The organism is Paenarthrobacter sp. R1, assembly GCF_030264015.1.
Taxonomy (GTDB): Bacteria; Actinomycetota; Actinomycetes; order Actinomycetales; family Micrococcaceae; genus Arthrobacter; species Arthrobacter ureafaciens.
In genome coordinates, this window is the sequence record NZ_CP127115.1 from 3,359,270 (window position 1) to 3,378,051 (window position 18,782).

Genomic DNA, 18,782 nt, shown 5'->3' on the forward strand with positions numbered 1-18,782 from the left:
CGCTATGAGCGTCAGGCGAGGAACTCGCGGGCGGCGGTGACCAGTGCTTCCGTCCCGAGGGTGAGTGTGGGCTGGATGACCGGTGCAAAGTACGGGGAATGATTGGAAGGAACGTCCTCAGGAAGCCGCCCACTTTCCGCGAACTCCTTGGCGTAGTGCGGCTCGATGCCGCCCAGGAACCAGAACACCAGCGGCGCGCCGGCTGCCGTGGCGAGCATGCCCACGTCCTCGCTGCCGGAAACGGGGCCGGGGTCAATGACCTGCCCGGCGCCGAACTTTTCCCGGAAGGCCGCATCCACCCTTTGCGCGGCTGCATCATCATTCACGGTGAGGGGAAAACGTTCCTCGTAGTTGAAGTCTGGCTCCCGCGCGGCACCAGACGCGGCCGCTTCGCTCCGCACAATACGTTCGACGGCGGCCAGCACCTTTTCGCGCGTGGGCTCGCTGAAGGACCTGATGCTGAGGCCGAGGGTGGCCGTTTCCGGAATGATGTTGTTTTTAGTGCCTGCGTGCAGTTGCCCAACCGTCACCACGGCCGAATCACTGGCGGCGATTTCGCGGGCCACTACCCCTTGGAGCCGGATCGTGGCAGCCGCGGCCATGAGGACCGGGTCCACGGTGGTTTCGGGGCGTGAACCGTGCCCGCCGCGGCCATGCAGGGTGATGTTGAGCGAATCAGCAGATGCCATGGCAACACCGGAGCGAAGTCCGAACCAGCCTGCGGGGACAGGCGCCACGTGTTGACCAAGGACCACCTCGGGCTTGGGGATGCGGTCGTAGAGGCCGTCCTTGACCATGGTGTCCGCCCCGCCACCGAACTCTTCGGCCGGCTGGAAGATCGCGATCAGTGTGCCATGCCAATCCTGCTGTGTCCGGACGAGTTCCTCCACGGCGCCAATCAGGCACGTGACGTGGACGTCGTGACCGCAGGCGTGCATGACAGGTACCTCAAGGCCCTGGTGGTCCACACCCATGGCAGTGCTTGCGTAGTCCAGCCCGGTGGCTTCCTTGACGGGCAGTGCATCCATGTCAGCACGCAGCATCACAACGGGGCCCTCCCCGTTCCGGAGAACGCCCGCTACGCCGGTCTTTCCGATGTTCCGGTGGACTTGGAAGCCCAGGCCGTCAAGGTGTCCCGCCACGATTCCAGCCGTTCGCACCTCCTGGAACGACAGCTCCGGGTGAGCGTGCAGGTCTTTGTACAGTTCTTCAAGGTCAATGCCCACAGGGAAGCCCCTCACAGTTTCGACGCCGGGATGGCCAGTGTATCGGGGGGACAGTGGTGTTGGTCAGGTCCTGGAATGCGAGACTGGGCTGCATGGCTGATTCACAAGAGATCACTACCCAACACTCCACGGTCGAGGAATGGACCAAGGCCCTGGCAGAGTCCAGCGGTTCACCTGGCGGAGGGGCCGGGACCGGGGTGATGCTTGGCATCGCCGCATCGTTGACCTCAATGGTGGCCGGCTACTCGGAGAACGCGGGGGAGGACTTGCTGGGCCGGGCGCGCGCCTTGCGGGAGACGGCCCTTCGCCTGGCAGACGAGGACGCCGTAGCCTCCAAAGCTTTCGGGGCAGCGTTCCGGCTGGACCCCGGTCCGGAACGTGAGAAGGCCATCCGCGAAGCATCCGTGGAAGCGGCCAAAGCCTCCGCGGTGTTGGGGGATCACGCCATTGAGGCCATCGAAGACCTGGAATGGCTGGCTGCGAACGGAAATCCTGCCCTGATCGCCGACGTCGTGGTGGCCTTCGGGGCGCTCCGGGCTGCGATTGCCGGTGCACGGACCAACGTCAGCTTCGATCTCGCTGCGCTTGCCAAAGGCGGCACACCGTTGGAGGAGGTTCGCTCCCAACACCCCGAACTGTGGGAAACGGTTGGCCGGCTCAGTGGTGCCTTGGATCGGATAGATGCCCTGACCGCGGAAGTGGACAACAAGGCGGCTCCGACCGACGCCGTGTGAGGGCTTCATTGCCACTCATGTCGCCGGCATGGAACGCCGGGCAGGCTCGGTGATGGAAGGACGCCCGGCATTTACAAAATTTGCTGGCGAATTCCGCTAACGGCGGCCTGAACAGTGTCGATAACTGATGCTGAGCAGGGATCGCTCGATGCGTGGCCACGGATTGGCCTTAGGAACACCACCAGGTGAGGACTTGTGCTTGAATCCGTGACATCCGCCGCACTGGCCAGCGCCATGGATGCGCTCGCCTTGCGCCAGCGGACCATTGCCAACAACATCGCAAACATCAACACGCCCAACTACACCGCCAAAAGGGTTTCCTTCGAGGATCAGTTGGCGGCCTCGGTTCGTGCGGGCGATGGAGAGGTGAACGCCACGGTATCGCCGTCGGAAGAGCCAACACGTACCGACGGAAACAACGTCAACCTGGACACGGAGACGTTGTCCAATATCGACACTGTCCTGCGATACCAGTTTGCGGCGCGCGCAGCTGCCGGAGAGTTCACCTCCCTCCGCACTGCGTTGAGGAGCTCCTGATGACATTCGATGCGATCGGAATCGCAGGCTCCGCACTCACCGTCCACCGCAAATGGCTGGACGCGGTGTCAGACAACCTGGCCAATATGAACAACGCCTCCAGCACCGACGGAGAGGTCTTCCGGGCCCGGTACATCGAGGCAGCCGAGGGAAACGACGGGCAAGGTGTTTACGTCAAGAGCACTCCGCTGGGCGACGCGACCGGCAGGATCGTGTACCAGCCGGACCATCCCTTGGCCGATGCCGACGGCAACGTGAAGTACCCGGACATAGATCTTGCCGAACAAATGGGAACTTTGATCATCGCCCAGCGCGGCTACCAGGCCAACGCACAAGTAGTTGACCGGGCCCGCGAAACGTACCTGGCAGCACTCGAGATCGGAAAATCCTGATGTCCCTGAGCCCCATCGAGAGCGTCCAGGGCGTCAGCGGAACGGGGTATGCCGGGAGCACCAAGGCCCCCGGCAGCACCGGGGGTGGGTTCGGCACCGCACTGACCGGCGCCGTCGACGATTTGCAGTCCCTGCAGTCCACGTCAAAGGAACTTGCTGTGTCCGCGGTGACAGGCAACCTCGACGATATCCACAAGGCAACCCTCGCTGCCACGCGCGCGCAGGTGACGTTCGAGCTTGTTGCCGCGGTGCGGAACAAGGGCATTGACGCGTTCAACGAAATCATGAGGATGCAGGCCTGATGCCACCGGCGATTTCCCAGTTCTTCCGCAAGCTTGGCAGCGGCATGCAGGCGTTCAGCCCTGCCCAGCGCACACTCGCCATTCTGGGCGTGGCCGTGATTGTGCTCGGCGGCGTCGCCCTGACTGCGTGGCTGGGGAAGCCCGCCTACTCACCACTGTTTTCCGGGCTGAAGGACACCGACGCGAACAGCATCGTGGAGCAGCTCCGCAAGGACAACATCCCTTACGAGCTCAGCAACGGCGGGTCCACCATCCTGGTCCCCGAGGACAAGGTGTACGACGAGCGCTTGAAAGCGGCGGCCGCAGGATTGCCTACCGCCGCGGCCACCGGCTATTCGTTGCTGGACAAGCTGGGCGTCACTTCCTCTGAGTTCCAGCAGTCCGTCACGTATAAACGGGCCTTGGAAGGGGAACTCAGCACCACCATCCAGGCGATGGACGGCGTAAAGTCCGCGGCCGTGCAACTCGCCATCCCGGAGAAGTCGGTCTTCGTGGCCACCACCCCCGAAGCCACCGCCTCGGTGTTCGTGGAAACGCAGCCGGGCACGACCTTGTCCTCGGACAAGGTCCAGGCGATAGTGCACCTGACCTCCGCGGCGATCGAGAACTTGAAGCCAACCAACGTCTCGGTGGTCGATTCGCAAGGCAACGTCCTGTCCACAGTGGGCGGAGGAGCTACCGGGTCATCGTCCAAGCAAGCCTCGGATTACCAACAGCGCACCTCGGACGCGGTCCGGACAGTGCTGGACAGCGTAGTGGGCCCCGGGAACTCGACCGTTGCAGTGGCCGCTGATGTCACGGCCGAATCGGCCCAGCAACGCAGCGAAACATTTAGCCCTGCCACCAACACGCCGGCACTCAGTGAGTCCACGAAGACTGAGAAATACACCGGAACGGGCGGCGGAGCAGCAGGCGTCCTGGGTCCGGACAACATTGCCGTTCCCGGCGGAACCTCGGCGAACGGCAGCTACGACTCCAGCGATACCACCAAGAACAACGCCGTCAACAAGGTCACCGAAGACCGGACCATCCCTCAGGGAGCCGTAAAAAGGCAGACCATCTCCGTTGCCATCAACCAGTCAGCTGCCGGGGGCGTGAACATCGACTCCGTCCGATCACTGGTGACCGCCGCTGCCGGCATCAACACTGCACGCGGCGACGTAGTCACAGTGGAGGTCCTGCCCTTCAGCACCGCCGCCGCAGACAAGGCCGCTGAAGCACTCGGATCTGCCCAGGCCGATGCCGAGGCAGCCAAAGAAGCAGCGCTCATGAACACACTGATCATGGCCGGCAGCATCTTGCTCGCCGCAATCGCGCTGATCGTGACCGTCTTGATTATCCTCAAGCGCCGCCAGCGCCGGGAACCGGTGGACCTCGGAGAACGCGTGGAGTACGACGCTTTGCCTGAAGCCATCCCAACCCCTGCCATAGCAGGTCCGCCCACCACGGCCATTGAACTGACATCCATCCAGCCCGCTGCACCGTTGGAGCCCACCCCCGCCCTGCCGTTGCCCGATTCGGATGCCCTCGACGGCGAACTCAAACGTGCACAGATCGAAGCGATGGTTGCCGACAACCCGGCCCGGACCGCCGAATACCTGCGCGGCCTCATGGATGAAAGGCAGTCGGTGTGAGCCTGCCCGAAGCACCGGCCCTGAGCGGGGTCCAGAAGGTGGCTGTGGTCCTCATGCAGATGACCCCTGCCAGTGCCGCTGCAGTCATGGCCCAGTTTTCCGAATCCGAGGCAGAGGACATCGCCGCGGAAATTGTTCGTCTCCGCCGCGTTCCGTCCACCGTCGCAGATCACGTCATCAACGAGTTCCATGGACTGGCCGTCAGCGGCCGCCGTTCCGCCCGCGGCGGCCAGGAATTCGCCGTCGGACTTCTTGAAGCATCCTTCGGTGCCGACAAAGCCGCCGGCTTCATGGACCGACTCGCTTCAACCATGGCCGGAAAGTCCTTCGAATTCCTGGAAATGATGGACCCCGGGCAAATCCTTGCCCTGATCGACGGGGAATTGCCGCAAACCATCGCGTTGATCCTGGCCCATCTCCGGCCCGGCAAAGCCTCCGCTGTCATGTCCGGTTTGGAAGATGTCCAACGCATCGATGTGGCCCGGTGCATCGCGACCATGGGCTCGGCGTCTCCCGAAGCTGTCAGCATCGTCGCCGAAACACTCAAGGTCCGAGCCGGGGCGGTGATGTCCCAACGCAAATCCAATGAGGTCGTGGGCGGCATCCAGCCGCTGGTGGATATCATCAACCGTTCCGACGTCAGCACGGAGCGCTCGGTGTTGGACGGACTCGGCACTGTGGACCCGGACCTCGCCACCGAGGTTCGGGCGCGAATGCTCACGTTTGTGGACATCGTCAAACTGGAACCGCGCGATATCCAGCAAATTCTTCGCGGTGTCAGCGCCAGCGTCTTGGCCATCGCCATGAAGGGCGCCCCGCAGGTTGTCCTGGAAACCATCAGGGCCAACATGTCCGGCAGGAACCTGGAAATCCTCGAATCGGAAACGGCCGCATCAGGTCCTGTCCGTGCCTCGCAGGTGGAGGAAGCCCGCGCAGATATCGTCAGGTCCATCCGTGAGCTCGAAGCGGCGGGCGCTATTGTTGTCCGGCGCGGGGACGAGGACGACTTTGTCTACTGAGCCCTACACCCGCGTTACGTTCCCCGTCCTCCGCTCCGAGGCTCCCGCCACTGACCGCGGGTTCACCCAGGGCCACGCGGCCGGATACGCAGCGGGCATGCGCGCAGCGGCAGAAGAGCTACGCCGCTTGCGGGAAAAGCTGCTGGCTGAGCAGGCGGAAGGGCTCGACGCCGGCCGCTTGGCTGTTGCGCGTGCCGTCACCGTGCTGGAGGCAGCAGCTTCGGCCGCGCAGCGCCGCAGGGAGGCAACGGTTGCCGAGATCGAGGACGTGCTCGCCGCCACTGCCCTGGAGCTCGCCGAGGCCATTCTTGGCTACGAACTGGCGCACGGTGAACGGACGGCCCGGGCTGCAGTGGACCGGGCGCTCAAGCACTCCGACGGAACCCTCACCACGGTTTGCCTGCACCCGGGAGACCTGGCCGCCTTGGAGGCTTCCGGCGTCGTGCTCCCCGCCGGTGTTGAGCTCAAGGCCGACGCCGCGCTCAACCCGGGCGACGCCGTCGCCGAATACCCTCAGGGGTGGATTGACGCGCGGTTGGGCTCAGCATTGGAGCGTGCCCGGCAGGCGTTGCTTGGAAGCCACGCATGAAGGGCCTCGCAGCTGCCGTGGCCGCCGCCGCTCCGCAACGGGTGGGCACCGTGACCTCCGTCCTCGGGCTGGGACTCGAGGTAGCGGGGCTGGATTGCGCGGTGGGCGAGTTGCTGACCGTGGGATCCGGCGCGGAAGCGCTCGACGCCGAGGTGGTGGCGTCGGTACTCGGGGGAGTGCGGTGCATGCCCCTGGGCCGGCTCACGGGTATTGCCGCGGGGGCGCCGGCACGCGCATCCGGACGTCCCGTGATGGTACCCACCGGGGCCGGTCTGTTCGGACGTGTGCTGGACGGGATGGGGCGGCCCTTTGATGGCAAGGGGCCGCTGGACTGTTCACACTTTGTGCCGCTGGACCAGGAAGCGCCGAACCCCATGCTCCGTGCGCGCATCGACACACCCCTTCAGACAGGGGTCCGGGTGCTGGACACCCTGACCACCCTCGGCCGGGGCCAGCGAATCGGCCTTTTTGCCGGCTCCGGGGTGGGCAAGTCCTCGCTGCTGTCCATGGTGGCCCGCGGTACCGACGCCCAAGTTTCCGTGATCGCGCTGGTGGGCGAACGTGGCCGCGAAGTACGCGAGTTCCTTGAGGACGATCTTGGTCCCGAAGGCTTGGCCAGATCCGTGGTGGTGGTTGCCACCTCGGACGAACCGGCCCTGATGCGCCTCCGCGCAGCCGTCACCGCAACACGGATCGCGGAGTCATTCCGTGAATCCGGACAGGACGTAGTCCTCATGATGGACTCCCTGACCCGTGTAGCCATGGCCCAACGCGAAATCGGCCTCTCCGCAGGTGAACCGCCCGCAACACGGGGCTACCCGCCGTCGACCTTTTCTGTTTTAGCCAGGCTCCTGGAACGGGCCGGAACCGCCGAAACCGGCTCCATCACGGGTATCTACACAGTCCTGGTGGACGGCGATGACCACAACGAACCCATTGCCGATGCCGCACGCTCCATCCTGGACGGGCACGTGGTCCTGGACCGGAAGCTCGCCGTGACAGGCCACTTTCCGTCCGTCGATGTTCTCGGATCCGTGTCCCGGGTGGCCTCGAAAGTAACAGACCCCGTCCATACCGCGTGCGCCGTGCAGTTGCGGAGGGTACTGGCTGCCCGCCGTGCAGCCCAGGACCTGATCGACGTCGGCGCATACCGCCGGGGGAGCAACCCGTTGGTGGACGCCGCCTTGGACAACGAGGCTGCCATCAACCAGTTCCTGCGCCAGGGCATGGGCGAGCCCTCCGCTATGGCCGAATCGTGGGCTTGGCTTTCCAGACTGTCCACCCGCTTTGACGTGGAAGGAGCCGCGTGAACCGACAGTTCTCCCTCGCAGGATTGCTGAGGCTGCGACAGGCCGAGCAAAAGACCGCCGAAACGGGGCTGGCTTCAGCCAATGCCCGTTCCTCCTCCGTCCGTGCCCGACGCGCCGAGGCCCGCGCCGCCCTCGCGGAGTCGGCCGGAACCGCCGGAGATTCCGCTACCTTGCTGGCCATCGCGGCTGCCCGGGCATCCTCGCAGAGCATGCTCGCAGAGCTTGATGCGTTGGCAGCCGTCGCCGCTGAGGAGGCCGCCGCCGCGCAGGCTGAGTACACAGAGGCGCGGCGCCGCGCGGTCGGCCTCGAGAAACTGGAGACCCGGCACGATGCAGCTTTCGCTGCATCCGAACTCCTCGCCGAACAGGGCGCCCTGGATGAGATTGCCTCAGCGGCATGGCACAGGAAGGCCGGCTCATGAGCATGGTTGAGGCGCTGGGCAGGATCCAGAGCATCGAAGCATCGCTGCAGCAGTTGGTTGAGCGGCCTGTTCCTGCCTCCTCTGGTCCGGTCACGCCCGTTTCTTCTTCCTCCTTCGCCTCGGCATTGAATTCGGCCCTGGGAACTGCCGACGCTTCCGCCCCTGCGGATATGTCCCGGATGCTCGCCGCCGTAGGTAGTACGACGTCGGCAACGGCCCCCGCCGCACCCGTTGCCACGGGCGGGGGAGCCACAGGGGACGCCGTGGTTGCTGCAGCCAAGAAGTACATCGGAGTGCCGTACGTGTGGGGAGGGACCAACCCGGCCGTCGGCATGGACTGCTCAGGATTCGTGCAGCGCGTGTTTAAGGACCTGGGTGTTGACTTGCCCCGCGTGGTGAGCGACCAAATGCACAAAGGCAGTCCCGTAGCCTCGCTCGCTGAAGCCAGGGCCGGGGATCTCCTGGTGAGCTATGGCGGCGAGCACATTTCCATCTATCTGGGCAATGGCAAGGCCATTGATGCTCCTGTGCCGGGCCAGACTATCCAGATCCGGGATGCGTGGGAGAAGTATTCCAACCTGACCTCCATCCGCCGGATTGTTCCGTCCGGGGGTGACTGATGCAGGTGGGGTTCCTTTTTTTGGGCAGCCCGTCCGGAGTTGTTAGGCCGGGTGGTGCTTCCGGTTCTGCGCAGGAGGGGTCGTGGGTTTCCGTGCAGGAGGGGCCGCCGTTGGCCCTTGGTTCCGTTGTTGCAGGGGGTTCGTCGGTGGCAATGAGCCTCCCCGCTGCCGAAGGAGCGGGAGGTCCGGGGGCTTTTGGCGACATCCTCGAGCGGTTGCTCGGCCCCGCCGATGCGGACGGTACGGAGTTGTCCGACGACGGATCCGTGGCTTCGGCTCAGGACCTGCAAGCTCGATTCGTGGGTTCGCTGCGTAGTGTGCCGGGCGCACGGCACACCCCGCAGCAAGGCATCGAAGCGGAGGGGACTCCTGTGCCCGGGACCCCCTTGTCCGGAGTAGGCGTCGCCCCTGGCCCGGTCCGTTTGGACGACTCTTTGCCTGTTAGACGACTCCTGCCGTCCAGTGGGCAGCGATCCGTCGAAGCAGGGAGTTCTGCGGTGATTCCTGTGCCGCATGCCGCTTCGTCATCAGGGCTGGGAGTGGGCGGTGGTGTACCCGTTGCTTCGGTGGAAGGTAGACCGGCGGGGAGTCACGGCGAGATGCGGGACATGGCCCGATTCGTGGGTTCGCTGCGCAGTGTGCCGAGCGCACGGCATGACCCGCAGCGAGGCATCGAATCGGAGGGAGTTCCAGGGCAGGCAGCGACCGCGACGCCCGCCGCCGTCGTTCATCACGCGCAGGTGCAGCCGCAGGCGCAACCCGCCCAGCTCCAACCGGCGCCGACCCAATCCGCAACCCCGCACCAAGCAACGAACCAGCCCCTTGCGCACCAGCTCACCCAACCCCTGTTCACGCTGGCCACGGCCAAGCCAGGCGAGCACGTCATGACGCTGAGGGTGTCGCCGGAGGACCTGGGCCCGCTGACTGTGCGGGCGCACATCGACGGCGGGGGTGTGAGGATCGAACTGTTCGCCGCGGGTGATGCGGGACGTGAAGCTGTGCGCCACGTGCTCCCTGAGCTGAGGCGGGGGCTGGAGGAGATGGGAGCGAGCCTGAGCCTGTCGTCGGATGACAGCCCCCAGACGGACCGCCGTCCCCACGACAACTCCCAGGGGCAACATCATCCCCATGACAACCCCCGCCATGTCCCGACCGGTGAAGGGCCAGCCAGTGGAAATACAGAACTCCGGGCTCCGGTCCCGCAGGGCCCACGAGAGCCGGCCCTGGATGCTTCCCGCAATCGTGGACCACAACAAACCCGCCTCGACGTCCTCGTCTGACGTGAAGGAGAGAACAGCGTGACCATCCAAGCCATACCCGGCGCGGCCCAAGCCAGCCCAGGCCAAACCGTACGCAAGCCCGTCCAGACCATGGATTCCGAGGTCTTCATGCAACTGCTCGTGACGCAGTTGAGGTATCAGGATCCCAGCGCGCCCATGGACACCAACCAGATGATGAGCCAGTCGGTGCAGCTGTCCATGATGGAGAAGATGACGGAACTTACTGCCGGTTCCAAGGAGAGCTTCTCGTTGCAGATGCGCACGGCTGCTGCCCAGATCATCGGAACCACCGTGGATTACGCGCTCGCCGACGGAACCAAGGGCTCCGGCACGGCCACGTCCGTGTCCTTTGCCGAGGGCATCCCACTGGTCAGCATCGGCGACAGGAAAGTCCCGCTGGACAGCATCACAGGCATTACCACCGGACCATCAGCCGCGTAAGCGCACACAACAAACAGACCACCGAAGAAAGGCAACACCATGCTCCGTTCGCTGTACTCCGGAATTTCCGGCCTCCGTGCCCACCAGACCATGCTCGACGTCACCGGCAACAACATCGCCAACGTCAACACCACGGGGTTCAAGTCTTCCTCGGCCCAGTTCCAGGACACCCTTTCACAGATGGCCCAGGGCGCGGCTGCTCCACAGGGGGACACCGGTGGCTCCAATCCTGCCCAGGTGGGGCTCGGCGTCAGGGTTGCCGGGGTAAGCACCAACTTCGGCCAGGGTTCATCGCAGAGCACCGGCCGCGGCACCGACCTGATGATTTCGGGCGAGGGTTTCTTCGTCACGGAGAAAGGGACCCGGCAGTTCTACACGCGTGCGGGCAACTTCCAGCTCGACGCCGGGGGCCGCTTGGTGAGTCCCGACGGCGGCATCCTCCAAGGCTGGTCCGCCACCAACGGAGCGGTGAACCTGGGCGCTGCCACGGGGCCCATTACCCTGGCTCCGAACGCTACCGCTGCGGCTGTGGCAACAACCCGCGCAGCGCTTGCTGGAAACCTGCCATCTGATGCAGCCGTGGGTACCGCTGTGGAGCGCCAGATCAGGGTGTTCGACGGCAACGGGGCAGAACGGGCGCTCAACATCACCTTCAGCCGCACGAACACCGGGTGGAGCGTAGCCGGAGCGGACGCCAACGGAGCCAACGGCTCGGGCGCGCTCACGTTCGCGAATGGAACACTGACCTCGGGCGGAACACTCAACGTTGGCGGGATTACCGTGGACCTTGGCGCCGTCACCGGCTTCGCTCAGATGGACACGGTCACCGTCACCGGCCAGAACGGTGCCGAAGCGGGAAAGCTGGAGTCCTTCACCCTGGCCGCTGACGGCTCTGTGGTGGGCGCGTTCAGCAACGGCAGCACCCAGGTCCTCGCCCAGGTGGCCCTTGCCAAGTTCACCAATGCCGAGGGCCTGGAGAAGGCCGGCGGCTCAACGTACGTCGCAACGGCCAACTCGGGGGCTGCACAGCTCGGCGTCCCGGGTGATGCGGGACTGGGTTCGCTGAGCTCCGGTTCCCTCGAGATGTCCAACGTGGATCTGTCCCAGGAATTCACCAACCTGATCGTGGCCCAGCGCGGCTTCCAAGCGAATGCCCGTATCATCACCACCTCGGATGAGGTCCTGCAGGAACTGGGCAACCTCAAGCGCTGATTGCCCGGAGACGTCTCCTGAAGAAGAGAGAGGCCGCCCGGGCTGCAAAGACCATCGGAGCCCGGGCCGTCCCTTTAGCATCGGCTGCTTCGCCGGCATACGTCAGGGGGTGACCGGCGCTTGGCCGGCGATGGCGCGGCGGGCCGTTCCGCCGTTTAGCAAGTCACCGGCTCGTGCTGTAACGAGTTCTCCCAGGAACCCGATCTCTTCCCGGGCGGGCACCGTGGCAGCAGCTCTTTCGACCGACTCCAGCACGGCGATCGCCGTCGCCTGCGCATCTCCCGCCTCCATGCCCCACGCCACACCTTCGCGTACCACATGCTCCAACGTGAGGTAGTTGAGCCTGGACTGACCACCCACAACGTGGCCCGCGTTATTGCTCGGGGCATAGAGGAGCAAAGTGGGGGCAAGGTCGTACAGCGGGGCCAGCTCCAGTTCGCCTCCATCCCTGATGAGCATCGAATAGTTCTTGGAGTGCGCGTCCCCATTGCCGATTACGAGATTGAAAGTAACGGACCGCAGCAGCGTGCGCCGGAATTCCCGGTCGTCGCGGGTGTGCGGTCCCGCAGCCTTCGCGAGCTGGGTCAGTCGGGAGGGCGGTGCGGTGGAGGTTTCGTACTTGGAGGTGCTGGCCAGGGCCAACGCCTGGGTGAAATCTTCCTGGTGCAGCCGATCGCCGTCCGGAGTGCGGTCGTACCGGGTTACGACGATTGCCTCGCGGGATCCGAACATCTCCACATGAGCCTTTGCGGCCGGCAAGCCCGCCGCAGCCGCAACCTTCAAAGCCCAGTCCTCGGCGGCTATCAGATGCGGAACAGGGGAATCCAGCGGTTCCGGCTTGATGATGTGGGTGGATACGGTCCCGCGGGCCGGCCATGCCCAGCCGTTCCTGCGCCGGCTCAGCAGCACCTTGGACTGAATACCTCCCAGCGAAGCGGTGATCGCGAAGTCTTCGGGCAGGTCCCAGGTAGGCAGTGCCTCAACGACGCGGACGACCTCATCGGCGGACATCAGTTGGGAGTCAACGGGGGCGTCCGGGGTCATACCCGATGGGAGTGCTTGGACTGCACCGGCGCAATCGGCACCCAGAATGGCGAGCAGCCCCAGGGCGTCCGGGGTCGACAATCCGTTCTCCGCAGCGAGATGCGAACGGACCTGCCCCTCCGGCAAGAGCCCGTCAAAGTAGTTGTATACCGCGGGCCCGTCGATCTTCTTGCGGTCTATCGGCAGCGACAATGAAAGCAGAATAGAGGCGGCGCCGTACTCGGCAATGACGTCCGGATCGTAGCGGAATGACATCCTCAGGCCAGACCCGGTGAGGACGCCGATGTGCCTTCCGTGCAGGAATACTTCCAGGCTCGTGTTCCGCGGGCTCACGGCTTAACCTGCAGCTTCGAGAACCGGGGGACCAAAGCGACATCGCGGCCCAGTACGCGGATGGCTTCCATAGCGAGGACGACCGAGACTGCTTCGCCGTGCTCAAGCCTCACAATGGTGCGCCGCGCAGTTCCCAGACGATCCGCAAGCTCCTGCTGGGTAATGCCCGCCTCCCTTCGGGCACCGCTGATAGCCCGCCCCAGCGAGGCGGCATCAACGGCCCGGTAAAACGGAGTTTGCGACATATATTGATCATACGCACCAAGTCCCTTATTTGCGCCAGATATGGCACATTTTTCAAAGAGGCGCGATTGTGCCAAATATGGCACACGCCGGACCGCGTCCGTCCTTCATCCAACAGACAGGGCAGGTTTAGGTGGGACCCCTAACGCCACGCCGGTCCCGGCCGACAGTAGGAGGTACAACCACCTCAAGCCAAAGCAGAACAGCACATGATCGTCGTGACCCGCCTCAACGGCACCCGCTTCGCCGTGAATCCGGACATTCTTGAACGGATCCACGAGAGTCCGGACACCCATTTGGTGACTCTCGACGGCGCCGCCTACGTTGTGCGGGAATCGCTGGTCGAAGTGGTGGAGCTGATCGCGGAATACCGGGCGACCGTGCTGCGCCGGGCGCAGGACCTTCCGCGGGTGACGGGCTACCCGTTGAGCCTGGTGCCGCCGCCCAAAGCGGACGAAGCGGACGAGTCGGACGAAGCAGAAGAACCGGAACACCCCAACCACCCCCGAAACGGAAGGTAGCCCCGTGACTATCATCGGCCTGCTGCTCGCCTTTGCCTCAGTGGTGGTCATGGTCACCTTGGAGCACGCAAACCTGACGTCATTGCTCCTTCCCGCACCCATGGTTCTGGTCTTTGGCGCGACCATCGCCGTGGGCCTGGCAGGCAATACGCTCCCCGATGTCATCAGCTCGTTCAAGCAGGTGCCCAAAGTCTTCATGGGCAAGCCGGCCAAGGCCAGTGCGAGCATCGACGAGTTGGTCCGGTTGGCGGAGAAAGCCCGGAGCGACGGCTTGTTGTCCTTGGAGGAAGAAGCCAACAACGCCAAGGATCCGTTCCTGGCCCGTTCCCTCCAGAACATCGCCGACGGAACGGACGCCGATGAGCTTCGGTTCCTCATGGAGGACGAAATCGATACCCGGATGCGCGCGGACCATGTGGCCTCCAAGTTCTTCGCTGCCTTGGGCGGATACGCACCTACGATCGGCATCATCGGCACTGTGGTCTCGCTGACCCACGTGCTGGAGAACCTGTCCTCCCCGGACCATCTGGGTCCAATGATCGCCGCGGCCTTCGTTGCCACCCTCTGGGGCCTGCTGTCGGCGAACTTCATCTGGCTCCCGATCAGCGCCAAGCTCAAACGTCTCTCTGAGCTGGAAGTGGAACGGATGAACCTCGTGATGGAGGGCTTGCTCGCAGTACAAAGCGGGACCCAGCCGTTGCTCCTGGCGGAGCGGCTGCGGGCCATGGTCCCGGCCGATCCCAAGGCCAAGAACGCCAGGAACAAGGCGGACGACGGCGGCAGGACCGGCAAGCTGACGACGTCCAGGGCCGCATGAGGTCCCGCAGGAAACGCGGTGCTCAGCCTGAAGAGCATCATGTGGACGAACGCTGGATGGCCTCCTACATGGACATGGTCACAGTACTCATGTGTATGTTCATCGTGCTCTTCGCCATGTCATCGGTAGACCAGATCAAATTCGAGAAGCTCCGCAATTCGCTGGCCACGGGTTTCGGAACCGAGATCAGCCAGAAGGTGGATACCGCCAGTGGAGTGGTGGTGCCGGGCGAATTGGCCACGGCCAACGGTGAAGGTTTCTCACCCCTTGACCTGGCCACGGAGGAAGTCAATAAGCTCACTGCCCTGCAGGGCGCCATGCAGAACCAGCTGCAAGCGCAAGGCCTGGACCAGAATGTGGAGTTCGTGGTGGGGGAGCGGGGCCTGACCGTGAAGCTGGTTGGTTCCCAGACCTTCTTCCAACCTGACATGCCGGACCTCACCCCCAAAGCGCTGAAGATCCTCAACGCCATCGCTCCCACCGTGGTTGGCTCAGGCCTTGAGGTGATGGTTGAGGGCCACGCAGCCAAGGGCTATACCGCTTACGCTTCGACGTGGGAACTGTCCGCAGCAAGGTCGGTCAACGTCTTGAGGTACTTCGTGGACCAATCCGGTATGCCGCCCGGCCGGATAGGTGCCGTGGCCTTTGGCGCCGCCCGGCAGGTCACGGATGATTCCACGGAGGAACTGATGGAACTCAACCGGCGGGTGGACGTAGTGCTGGTTTCCGACCGGCCGGAAGACATCCGTTCCCTCATTCCGCAGGCAATCGAAGCCCAAACCCAGGACACCGCTGCTGCGGCCAAGGCGAAGTAGCCAACGCCGGATAACGGAGAGTAAAACAGCCTTACGCCCGCTTCATCTTGGTCGATAGTCCCGTCCGTGGGAGAACAGGAAGGCCGCCGGCGCACCGTGGACGTCTATGACTTCCGCCGGCCTACCACCTTGCCGCGCCAGCACAGCCGTGTCCTGGAAGTTGCCTTCGAAACCTTCGCCCGGCAATGGGGCACGCAGCTCACCGCGAAAGTCCGGCTGAAGTCCACGGCGACACTTGAACAGTTGAGCATGCAGAGCTACGACGAATACTCTGCTTCCTTGCCTTCGGTGACGTCGATGATCCTGTGCCGGATCGAGGACTGCGAGTCCAGGCTGGTGGTCCAGTTCCCCGCCACGGCGGCGCTGTCCTGGCTCAGCCGGATGCTGGGGGGATCAGCAGATACCGCCGTGCCGGAACGCAAGTTCACGCAGATTGAGCACTCGTTGATCAGCCGCATGGTGGAGGAAGTCCTTGAGGACCTGAAGTACTCCCTGGGCAACCTGTTGACACAGTCCGTCACCATGGACGGGATCCAATACAACTCCCAGTTCGCCCAGGCCGCTGCGCCCTCTGAGCTGATGGTGGTGGCCGCCTTCAGTGTGAACGTGGGTGAGACCCAGTGTGCTGCAACTCTGGCCATTCCGGCCGATGTCCTGCTCAGCGGATTGGGAGAGGTCAACCCAACAGTCCATAGCGTGGACAACGAAGCCCTTGTCAGGACACAGTTGGCCCAAGTACCCGTTGAGGTGGCTGTCCAACTAACCCCCGCCCAGGTGACGCCGGCGCAGATCCTGGCACTCGGCGTCGGGGACGTCCTTCCGTTGCCCCACCTGGAGAACCGGCCGTTTGACGTCACCATCAACGGCACCCGGCTGGCCACAGCCGCCGCCGCACGGAACGGTTCGAGGGCCGCCGCCGTCATTGTCACTACCGAGGAGCACCAGCGATGAGCATCACCCTTACCGTGCAGGAAGCGGCAGCCGAACGCCTGGCACAGCACCTTCCAGCGTCCTCACTGCTGACGGTTGCCGGGATCGTCCCCGCGGAGTCCGCGGCACCTTATGCCTCTCCGGCTGTCACTGCCACATTTGTAGGTGCGTCGACGACTGACTTCGCCCTGCTGCTGGTGGACACCTCGTTTCTCGCCGCTGCCGGCGGTGCCTCCACCGGGGCGCCCTTCTCCGCAAGTGACGTCCTTCGTCCCGCCTTGGAGCAGGCTGCATCTGCGTTCGACGCCGGGGTGTTGGGGGAGTTGCGCGAGGAAGATGCAACAGGACTGCTGCAGGACCCTGCGACGGTTGTTTTTGAACTTCACGACGGCACAGTGCCTTTCGGATGGTTCGCTGTCCGGGTGCGGAACAATGACTCCGGGCCTTCCCGCAACGGCCGCGATTCCGATCTCACGGCCCGGCTTGGCCTCATCAGCAGCGTGGAGATGGCGTTGACGGTGGAGATCGGCCGTACTCGAATGTCCGTCCGCGACGCCTTGGCACTTGAACCGGGGAAAGTCATTGAACTCGACCGTTCGGCCGGTGCCCCCGCTGACGTGCTGCTGAACGGACGCCTGATAGCCCACGGCGAAGTTGTGGTGGTGGACCAGGACTACGCCGTGCGCATCACCCGTGTCCTGGACGGGGCAGAGGGAACGTTGTAAATGGATTCCTTCCTCCTCGGGCTGCGCGTCGTCGTTGCCCTCGGCGCCGTGCTGGCCGCAATCTGGCTACTCCAGCGCCGACTCGGCAAAGGCAAGGGACGTCGTCGTGCCGATTCCACGCTGAGCGTGGTGAGTCGCCAGGCCGTGGGGCAGAAGGCCTCCGTGGTGGTGGTCGATGCCGGTGACAAGCGCTTTCTGCTGGGTGTCACGGAGCACAATGTCACGGTCCTGCACAGCAGTGACGCACCGGTGCTTGCAGCTGAGGTGATGGATTCGGTGCCCCGGCCGATGGTTGAGGAACAGAGTTTCGCTCAGTTGTTCCGGCAGGCATCCGGGGAACAGGTGCCCCGCACTGAACTGGTCACCGGGCAGGTTCCCGTGGTCCGGCGTCGGGCGGACCTGCACCGGCGGGCGGCCACCCCGGCGCACCCCCTGCACGGCTCCATCCTTTCCGCTTCCACGTGGCGCCAGGCCTCCGATGCCTTCAGGGGACGCCGCAATTGATTCGTTCCGCTGGTTCCGGCTTGCCGGGACTGCCCTCCTCCCGGCTGTACCGGGTGTGGTTCGTAGCGCTGTGGGCCCTTCTGCTCACGGCGGTCTTGATGTGGGCTGGAACCGCTGTTGGCCATGCCTCGCCGATCGATCCCACGCCGCCCACACCACCGACGCCTCCGGCAGCCCCGGGGTCCGGAGGCAATGTGAGCATCGACATCAATGGTTTGGACGGGACCCCGTCCACGGCTGTAGTGACCTTGATCGGGATCACGTTGCTGTCCGTGGCGCCTGCCTTGCTGCTCATGATGACCTCGTTCACAAAGATCTTCGTTGTGCTGGCGATGACCCGCAACGCCCTGTCCCTTCCGGCCATCCCGCCCAACCAAGTCCTCGCCGGCCTGGCACTCTTCCTGTCGTTGTTCGTGATGTGGCCTGTGGTGTCGGACATCAACACCGTGGCGGTGCAGCCCTACTTGAACGGCGGGCTCGACTTCAACGGCGCAATGTCCGCCGGCTGGACTCCGTTGCAGCACTTCATGCTCGCCCATACCCGTGAGGAAGATATCGCGCTCATGACGCGCGCGGCCGGAATGGATAACCCGGAGAACCCGGAATCCGTCCCTCTGCAGACTTTGGTGCCGGCCTTCATGGTTTCCGAACTCCGGGCGGCGTTCATCATTGGCTTCGTGATCTTCATACCGTTCCTGGTCATCGACCTCGTGGTGTCCGCCGCACTGATGTCCATGGGCATGATGATGCTCCCGCCGGTGATGATTTCCTTGCCGTTCAAGATCCTGCTGTTTGTCCTGGTTGATGGTTGGGGCCTGGTGATCACGTCCCTGATCCAGAGTTATTCGGGCGGCTGATGGATACCAACGCAGTCCTGGACATTTGCCTGCAGGCCATGATGGTCGCGGCCAAACTGGCAGCTCCCACCCTTCTCACTGCCTTGGTGGTTGGCCTGGGCATTTCCCTGTTGCAGTCCATCACGCAGCTTCAGGAGCCCACACTGAGCTTCGTCCCCAAGGCCGTTGCCGTAGCCATAGCGCTGGCGGTGTGCGGGCACTGGATGATCTCGGAAATGGTCACGTTCACCAATGAACTCTTCCTGCGCATCCCCGGATTGATCGGTGGCGCGTGA

At 64.2% G+C, this 18,782-nt stretch carries 24 protein-coding genes; 21 read left to right on the forward strand and 3 right to left on the reverse strand.

Annotated elements, in window-relative coordinates; genetic code table 11:
- Positions 1-11: 11 nt before the first annotated feature.
- Entirely contained in the window at positions 12-1,226 is a 1,215-nt protein-coding gene (locus tag QN084_RS16310) for an amidohydrolase (protein WP_170828600.1), read from the reverse strand.
- Positions 1,227-1,318: 92 nt separating this feature from the next.
- Between QN084_RS16310 and QN084_RS16315 the strand changes: the two genes are divergently transcribed.
- From QN084_RS16315 to QN084_RS16375, 13 genes are all read left to right on the forward strand, one after another.
- Positions 1,319-1,960 (forward strand): cyclodeaminase/cyclohydrolase family protein, encoded by a 642-nt coding sequence (locus tag QN084_RS16315; RefSeq protein ID WP_069696704.1) that lies wholly within the window; start codon positions 1,319-1,321, stop codon positions 1,958-1,960.
- Between the two features lie 195 nt (positions 1,961-2,155).
- Complete coding sequence (flgB, locus tag QN084_RS16320; protein ID WP_021473719.1) at positions 2,156-2,497, forward strand: flagellar basal body rod protein FlgB; 342 nt, start codon at positions 2,156-2,158, stop codon at positions 2,495-2,497.
- The gene (locus QN084_RS16325; protein WP_021473718.1) at positions 2,497-2,889 is read left to right on the forward strand and encodes a flagellar basal body rod protein FlgC; all 393 of its coding nucleotides are present in this window, start codon (positions 2,497-2,499) and stop codon (positions 2,887-2,889) included. Before flgB ends, QN084_RS16325 begins: the two co-directional genes overlap by 1 nt.
- Entirely contained in the window at positions 2,889-3,191 is a 303-nt protein-coding gene (fliE, locus tag QN084_RS16330) for a flagellar hook-basal body complex protein FliE (protein WP_021473717.1), read from the forward strand. Before QN084_RS16325 ends, fliE begins: the two co-directional genes overlap by 1 nt.
- A complete protein-coding gene (gene fliF / locus QN084_RS16335) occupies positions 3,191-4,825 on the forward strand; it encodes a flagellar basal-body MS-ring/collar protein FliF (protein WP_069696705.1) in 1,635 nt (544 codons plus the stop codon). Before fliE ends, fliF begins: the two co-directional genes overlap by 1 nt.
- Positions 4,826-4,878: 53 nt before the next feature.
- Entirely contained in the window at positions 4,879-5,844 is a 966-nt protein-coding gene (fliG, locus tag QN084_RS16340; RefSeq protein WP_069696718.1) for a flagellar motor switch protein FliG, read from the forward strand.
- A complete protein-coding gene (locus tag QN084_RS16345) occupies positions 5,834-6,433 on the forward strand; it encodes a FliH/SctL family protein (RefSeq protein WP_069696706.1) in 600 nt (199 codons plus the stop codon). Before fliG ends, QN084_RS16345 begins: the two co-directional genes overlap by 11 nt.
- A complete protein-coding gene (locus QN084_RS16350) occupies positions 6,430-7,743 on the forward strand; it encodes a FliI/YscN family ATPase (protein ID WP_069696707.1) in 1,314 nt (437 codons plus the stop codon). Before QN084_RS16345 ends, QN084_RS16350 begins: the two co-directional genes overlap by 4 nt.
- A complete protein-coding gene (locus QN084_RS16355; protein ID WP_021473712.1) occupies positions 7,740-8,165 on the forward strand; it encodes a flagellar FliJ family protein in 426 nt (141 codons plus the stop codon). The genes QN084_RS16350 and QN084_RS16355 overlap by 4 nt, the downstream gene beginning before the upstream one ends.
- Positions 8,162-8,785 carry a C40 family peptidase gene (locus QN084_RS16360; RefSeq protein ID WP_069696708.1) on the forward strand — a complete coding sequence of 208 codons (624 nt, stop codon included), beginning with the start codon at positions 8,162-8,164 and terminating at the stop codon, positions 8,783-8,785. Before QN084_RS16355 ends, QN084_RS16360 begins: the two co-directional genes overlap by 4 nt.
- A gap of 110 nt (positions 8,786-8,895) precedes the next feature.
- On the forward strand, positions 8,896-10,065 hold the full coding sequence (locus QN084_RS16365; protein ID WP_168529545.1) for a flagellar hook-length control protein FliK: 1,170 nt from the start codon (positions 8,896-8,898) through the stop codon (positions 10,063-10,065).
- An 18-nt stretch (positions 10,066-10,083) separates the two neighbouring features.
- A complete protein-coding gene (locus tag QN084_RS16370; RefSeq protein ID WP_021473709.1) occupies positions 10,084-10,506 on the forward strand; it encodes a flagellar hook assembly protein FlgD in 423 nt (140 codons plus the stop codon).
- Between the two features lie 39 nt (positions 10,507-10,545).
- Entirely contained in the window at positions 10,546-11,718 is a 1,173-nt protein-coding gene (locus QN084_RS16375) for a flagellar hook protein FlgE (RefSeq protein WP_021473708.1), read from the forward strand.
- Positions 11,719-11,820: 102 nt separating this feature from the next.
- On the opposite strand, the gene QN084_RS16380 is transcribed toward QN084_RS16375, so the two are convergent.
- Positions 11,821-13,095 carry a type II toxin-antitoxin system HipA family toxin gene (locus QN084_RS16380; protein WP_069696710.1) on the reverse strand — a complete coding sequence of 425 codons (1,275 nt, stop codon included), beginning with the start codon at positions 13,093-13,095 and terminating at the stop codon, positions 11,821-11,823.
- Complete coding sequence (locus QN084_RS16385; protein WP_021473706.1) at positions 13,092-13,340, reverse strand: helix-turn-helix transcriptional regulator; 249 nt, start codon at positions 13,338-13,340, stop codon at positions 13,092-13,094. Before QN084_RS16385 ends, QN084_RS16380 begins: the two co-directional genes overlap by 4 nt.
- Before the next feature lie 207 nt (positions 13,341-13,547).
- Between QN084_RS16385 and QN084_RS16390 the strand changes: the two genes are divergently transcribed.
- The 8 genes from QN084_RS16390 (at position 13,548) to fliQ (ending at position 18,782) form a co-directional block, all read left to right on the forward strand.
- Complete coding sequence (locus QN084_RS16390) at positions 13,548-13,859, forward strand: flagellar FlbD family protein (protein ID WP_021473705.1); 312 nt, start codon at positions 13,548-13,550, stop codon at positions 13,857-13,859.
- Positions 13,860-13,908: 49 nt separating this feature from the next.
- Positions 13,909-14,676 carry a motility protein A gene (locus tag QN084_RS16395; protein ID WP_069696719.1) on the forward strand — a complete coding sequence of 256 codons (768 nt, stop codon included), beginning with the start codon at positions 13,909-13,911 and terminating at the stop codon, positions 14,674-14,676.
- A 41-nt stretch (positions 14,677-14,717) separates the two neighbouring features.
- A complete protein-coding gene (locus tag QN084_RS16400) occupies positions 14,718-15,491 on the forward strand; it encodes an OmpA/MotB family protein (protein WP_021473703.1) in 774 nt (257 codons plus the stop codon).
- A gap of 66 nt (positions 15,492-15,557) precedes the next feature.
- Entirely contained in the window at positions 15,558-16,442 is an 885-nt protein-coding gene (locus tag QN084_RS16405) for a flagellar motor switch protein FliM (protein WP_031216915.1), read from the forward strand.
- Entirely contained in the window at positions 16,439-17,146 is a 708-nt protein-coding gene (fliN, locus tag QN084_RS16410; protein WP_069696711.1) for a flagellar motor switch protein FliN, read from the forward strand. The genes QN084_RS16405 and fliN overlap by 4 nt, the downstream gene beginning before the upstream one ends.
- Complete coding sequence (gene fliO, locus QN084_RS16415; RefSeq protein ID WP_062095369.1) at positions 17,147-17,650, forward strand: flagellar biosynthetic protein FliO; 504 nt, start codon at positions 17,147-17,149, stop codon at positions 17,648-17,650.
- Between the two features lie 98 nt (positions 17,651-17,748).
- Positions 17,749-18,507, forward strand: coding sequence for a flagellar type III secretion system pore protein FliP (fliP, locus tag QN084_RS16420; RefSeq protein ID WP_079941265.1), 759 nt, complete (start codon positions 17,749-17,751; stop codon positions 18,505-18,507).
- The gene (gene fliQ / locus QN084_RS16425) at positions 18,507-18,782 is read left to right on the forward strand and encodes a flagellar biosynthesis protein FliQ (RefSeq protein WP_021473698.1); all 276 of its coding nucleotides are present in this window, start codon (positions 18,507-18,509) and stop codon (positions 18,780-18,782) included. The genes fliP and fliQ overlap by 1 nt, the downstream gene beginning before the upstream one ends.

What these genes read in the sequence shown, in the direction of transcription:
- QN084_RS16325 (WP_021473718.1), top strand. Translation starts at nt 2,497, where the DNA reads ATGACATTCGATGCGATCGGAATCGCAGGCTCCGCACTCACCGTCCAC.
- fliG (WP_069696718.1), top strand. Translation starts at nt 4,879, where the DNA reads ATGCAGATGACCCCTGCCAGTGCCGCTGCAGTCATGGCCCAGTTTTCC.
- QN084_RS16395 (WP_069696719.1), top strand. Translation starts at nt 13,909, where the DNA reads ATGGTCACCTTGGAGCACGCAAACCTGACGTCATTGCTCCTTCCCGCA.
- QN084_RS16350 (WP_069696707.1), top strand. Translation starts at nt 6,430, where the DNA reads ATGAAGGGCCTCGCAGCTGCCGTGGCCGCCGCCGCTCCGCAACGGGTG.
- fliN (WP_069696711.1), top strand. Translation starts at nt 16,439, where the DNA reads ATGAGCATCACCCTTACCGTGCAGGAAGCGGCAGCCGAACGCCTGGCA.
- fliQ (WP_021473698.1), top strand. Translation starts at nt 18,507, where the DNA reads ATGGATACCAACGCAGTCCTGGACATTTGCCTGCAGGCCATGATGGTC.
- QN084_RS16360 (WP_069696708.1), top strand. Translation starts at nt 8,162, where the DNA reads ATGAGCATGGTTGAGGCGCTGGGCAGGATCCAGAGCATCGAAGCATCG.
- fliO (WP_062095369.1), top strand. Translation starts at nt 17,147, where the DNA reads ATGGATTCCTTCCTCCTCGGGCTGCGCGTCGTCGTTGCCCTCGGCGCC.
- fliF (WP_069696705.1), top strand. Translation starts at nt 3,191, where the DNA reads ATGCCACCGGCGATTTCCCAGTTCTTCCGCAAGCTTGGCAGCGGCATG.
- QN084_RS16390 (WP_021473705.1), top strand. Translation starts at nt 13,548, where the DNA reads ATGATCGTCGTGACCCGCCTCAACGGCACCCGCTTCGCCGTGAATCCG.
- QN084_RS16385 (WP_021473706.1), bottom strand. Translation starts at nt 13,340, where the DNA reads ATGTCGCAAACTCCGTTTTACCGGGCCGTTGATGCCGCCTCGCTGGGG.
- QN084_RS16375 (WP_021473708.1), top strand. Translation starts at nt 10,546, where the DNA reads ATGCTCCGTTCGCTGTACTCCGGAATTTCCGGCCTCCGTGCCCACCAG.
- fliP (WP_079941265.1), top strand. Translation starts at nt 17,749, where the DNA reads ATGTGGGCTGGAACCGCTGTTGGCCATGCCTCGCCGATCGATCCCACG.
- fliE (WP_021473717.1), top strand. Translation starts at nt 2,889, where the DNA reads ATGTCCCTGAGCCCCATCGAGAGCGTCCAGGGCGTCAGCGGAACGGGG.
- QN084_RS16315 (WP_069696704.1), top strand. Translation starts at nt 1,319, where the DNA reads ATGGCTGATTCACAAGAGATCACTACCCAACACTCCACGGTCGAGGAA.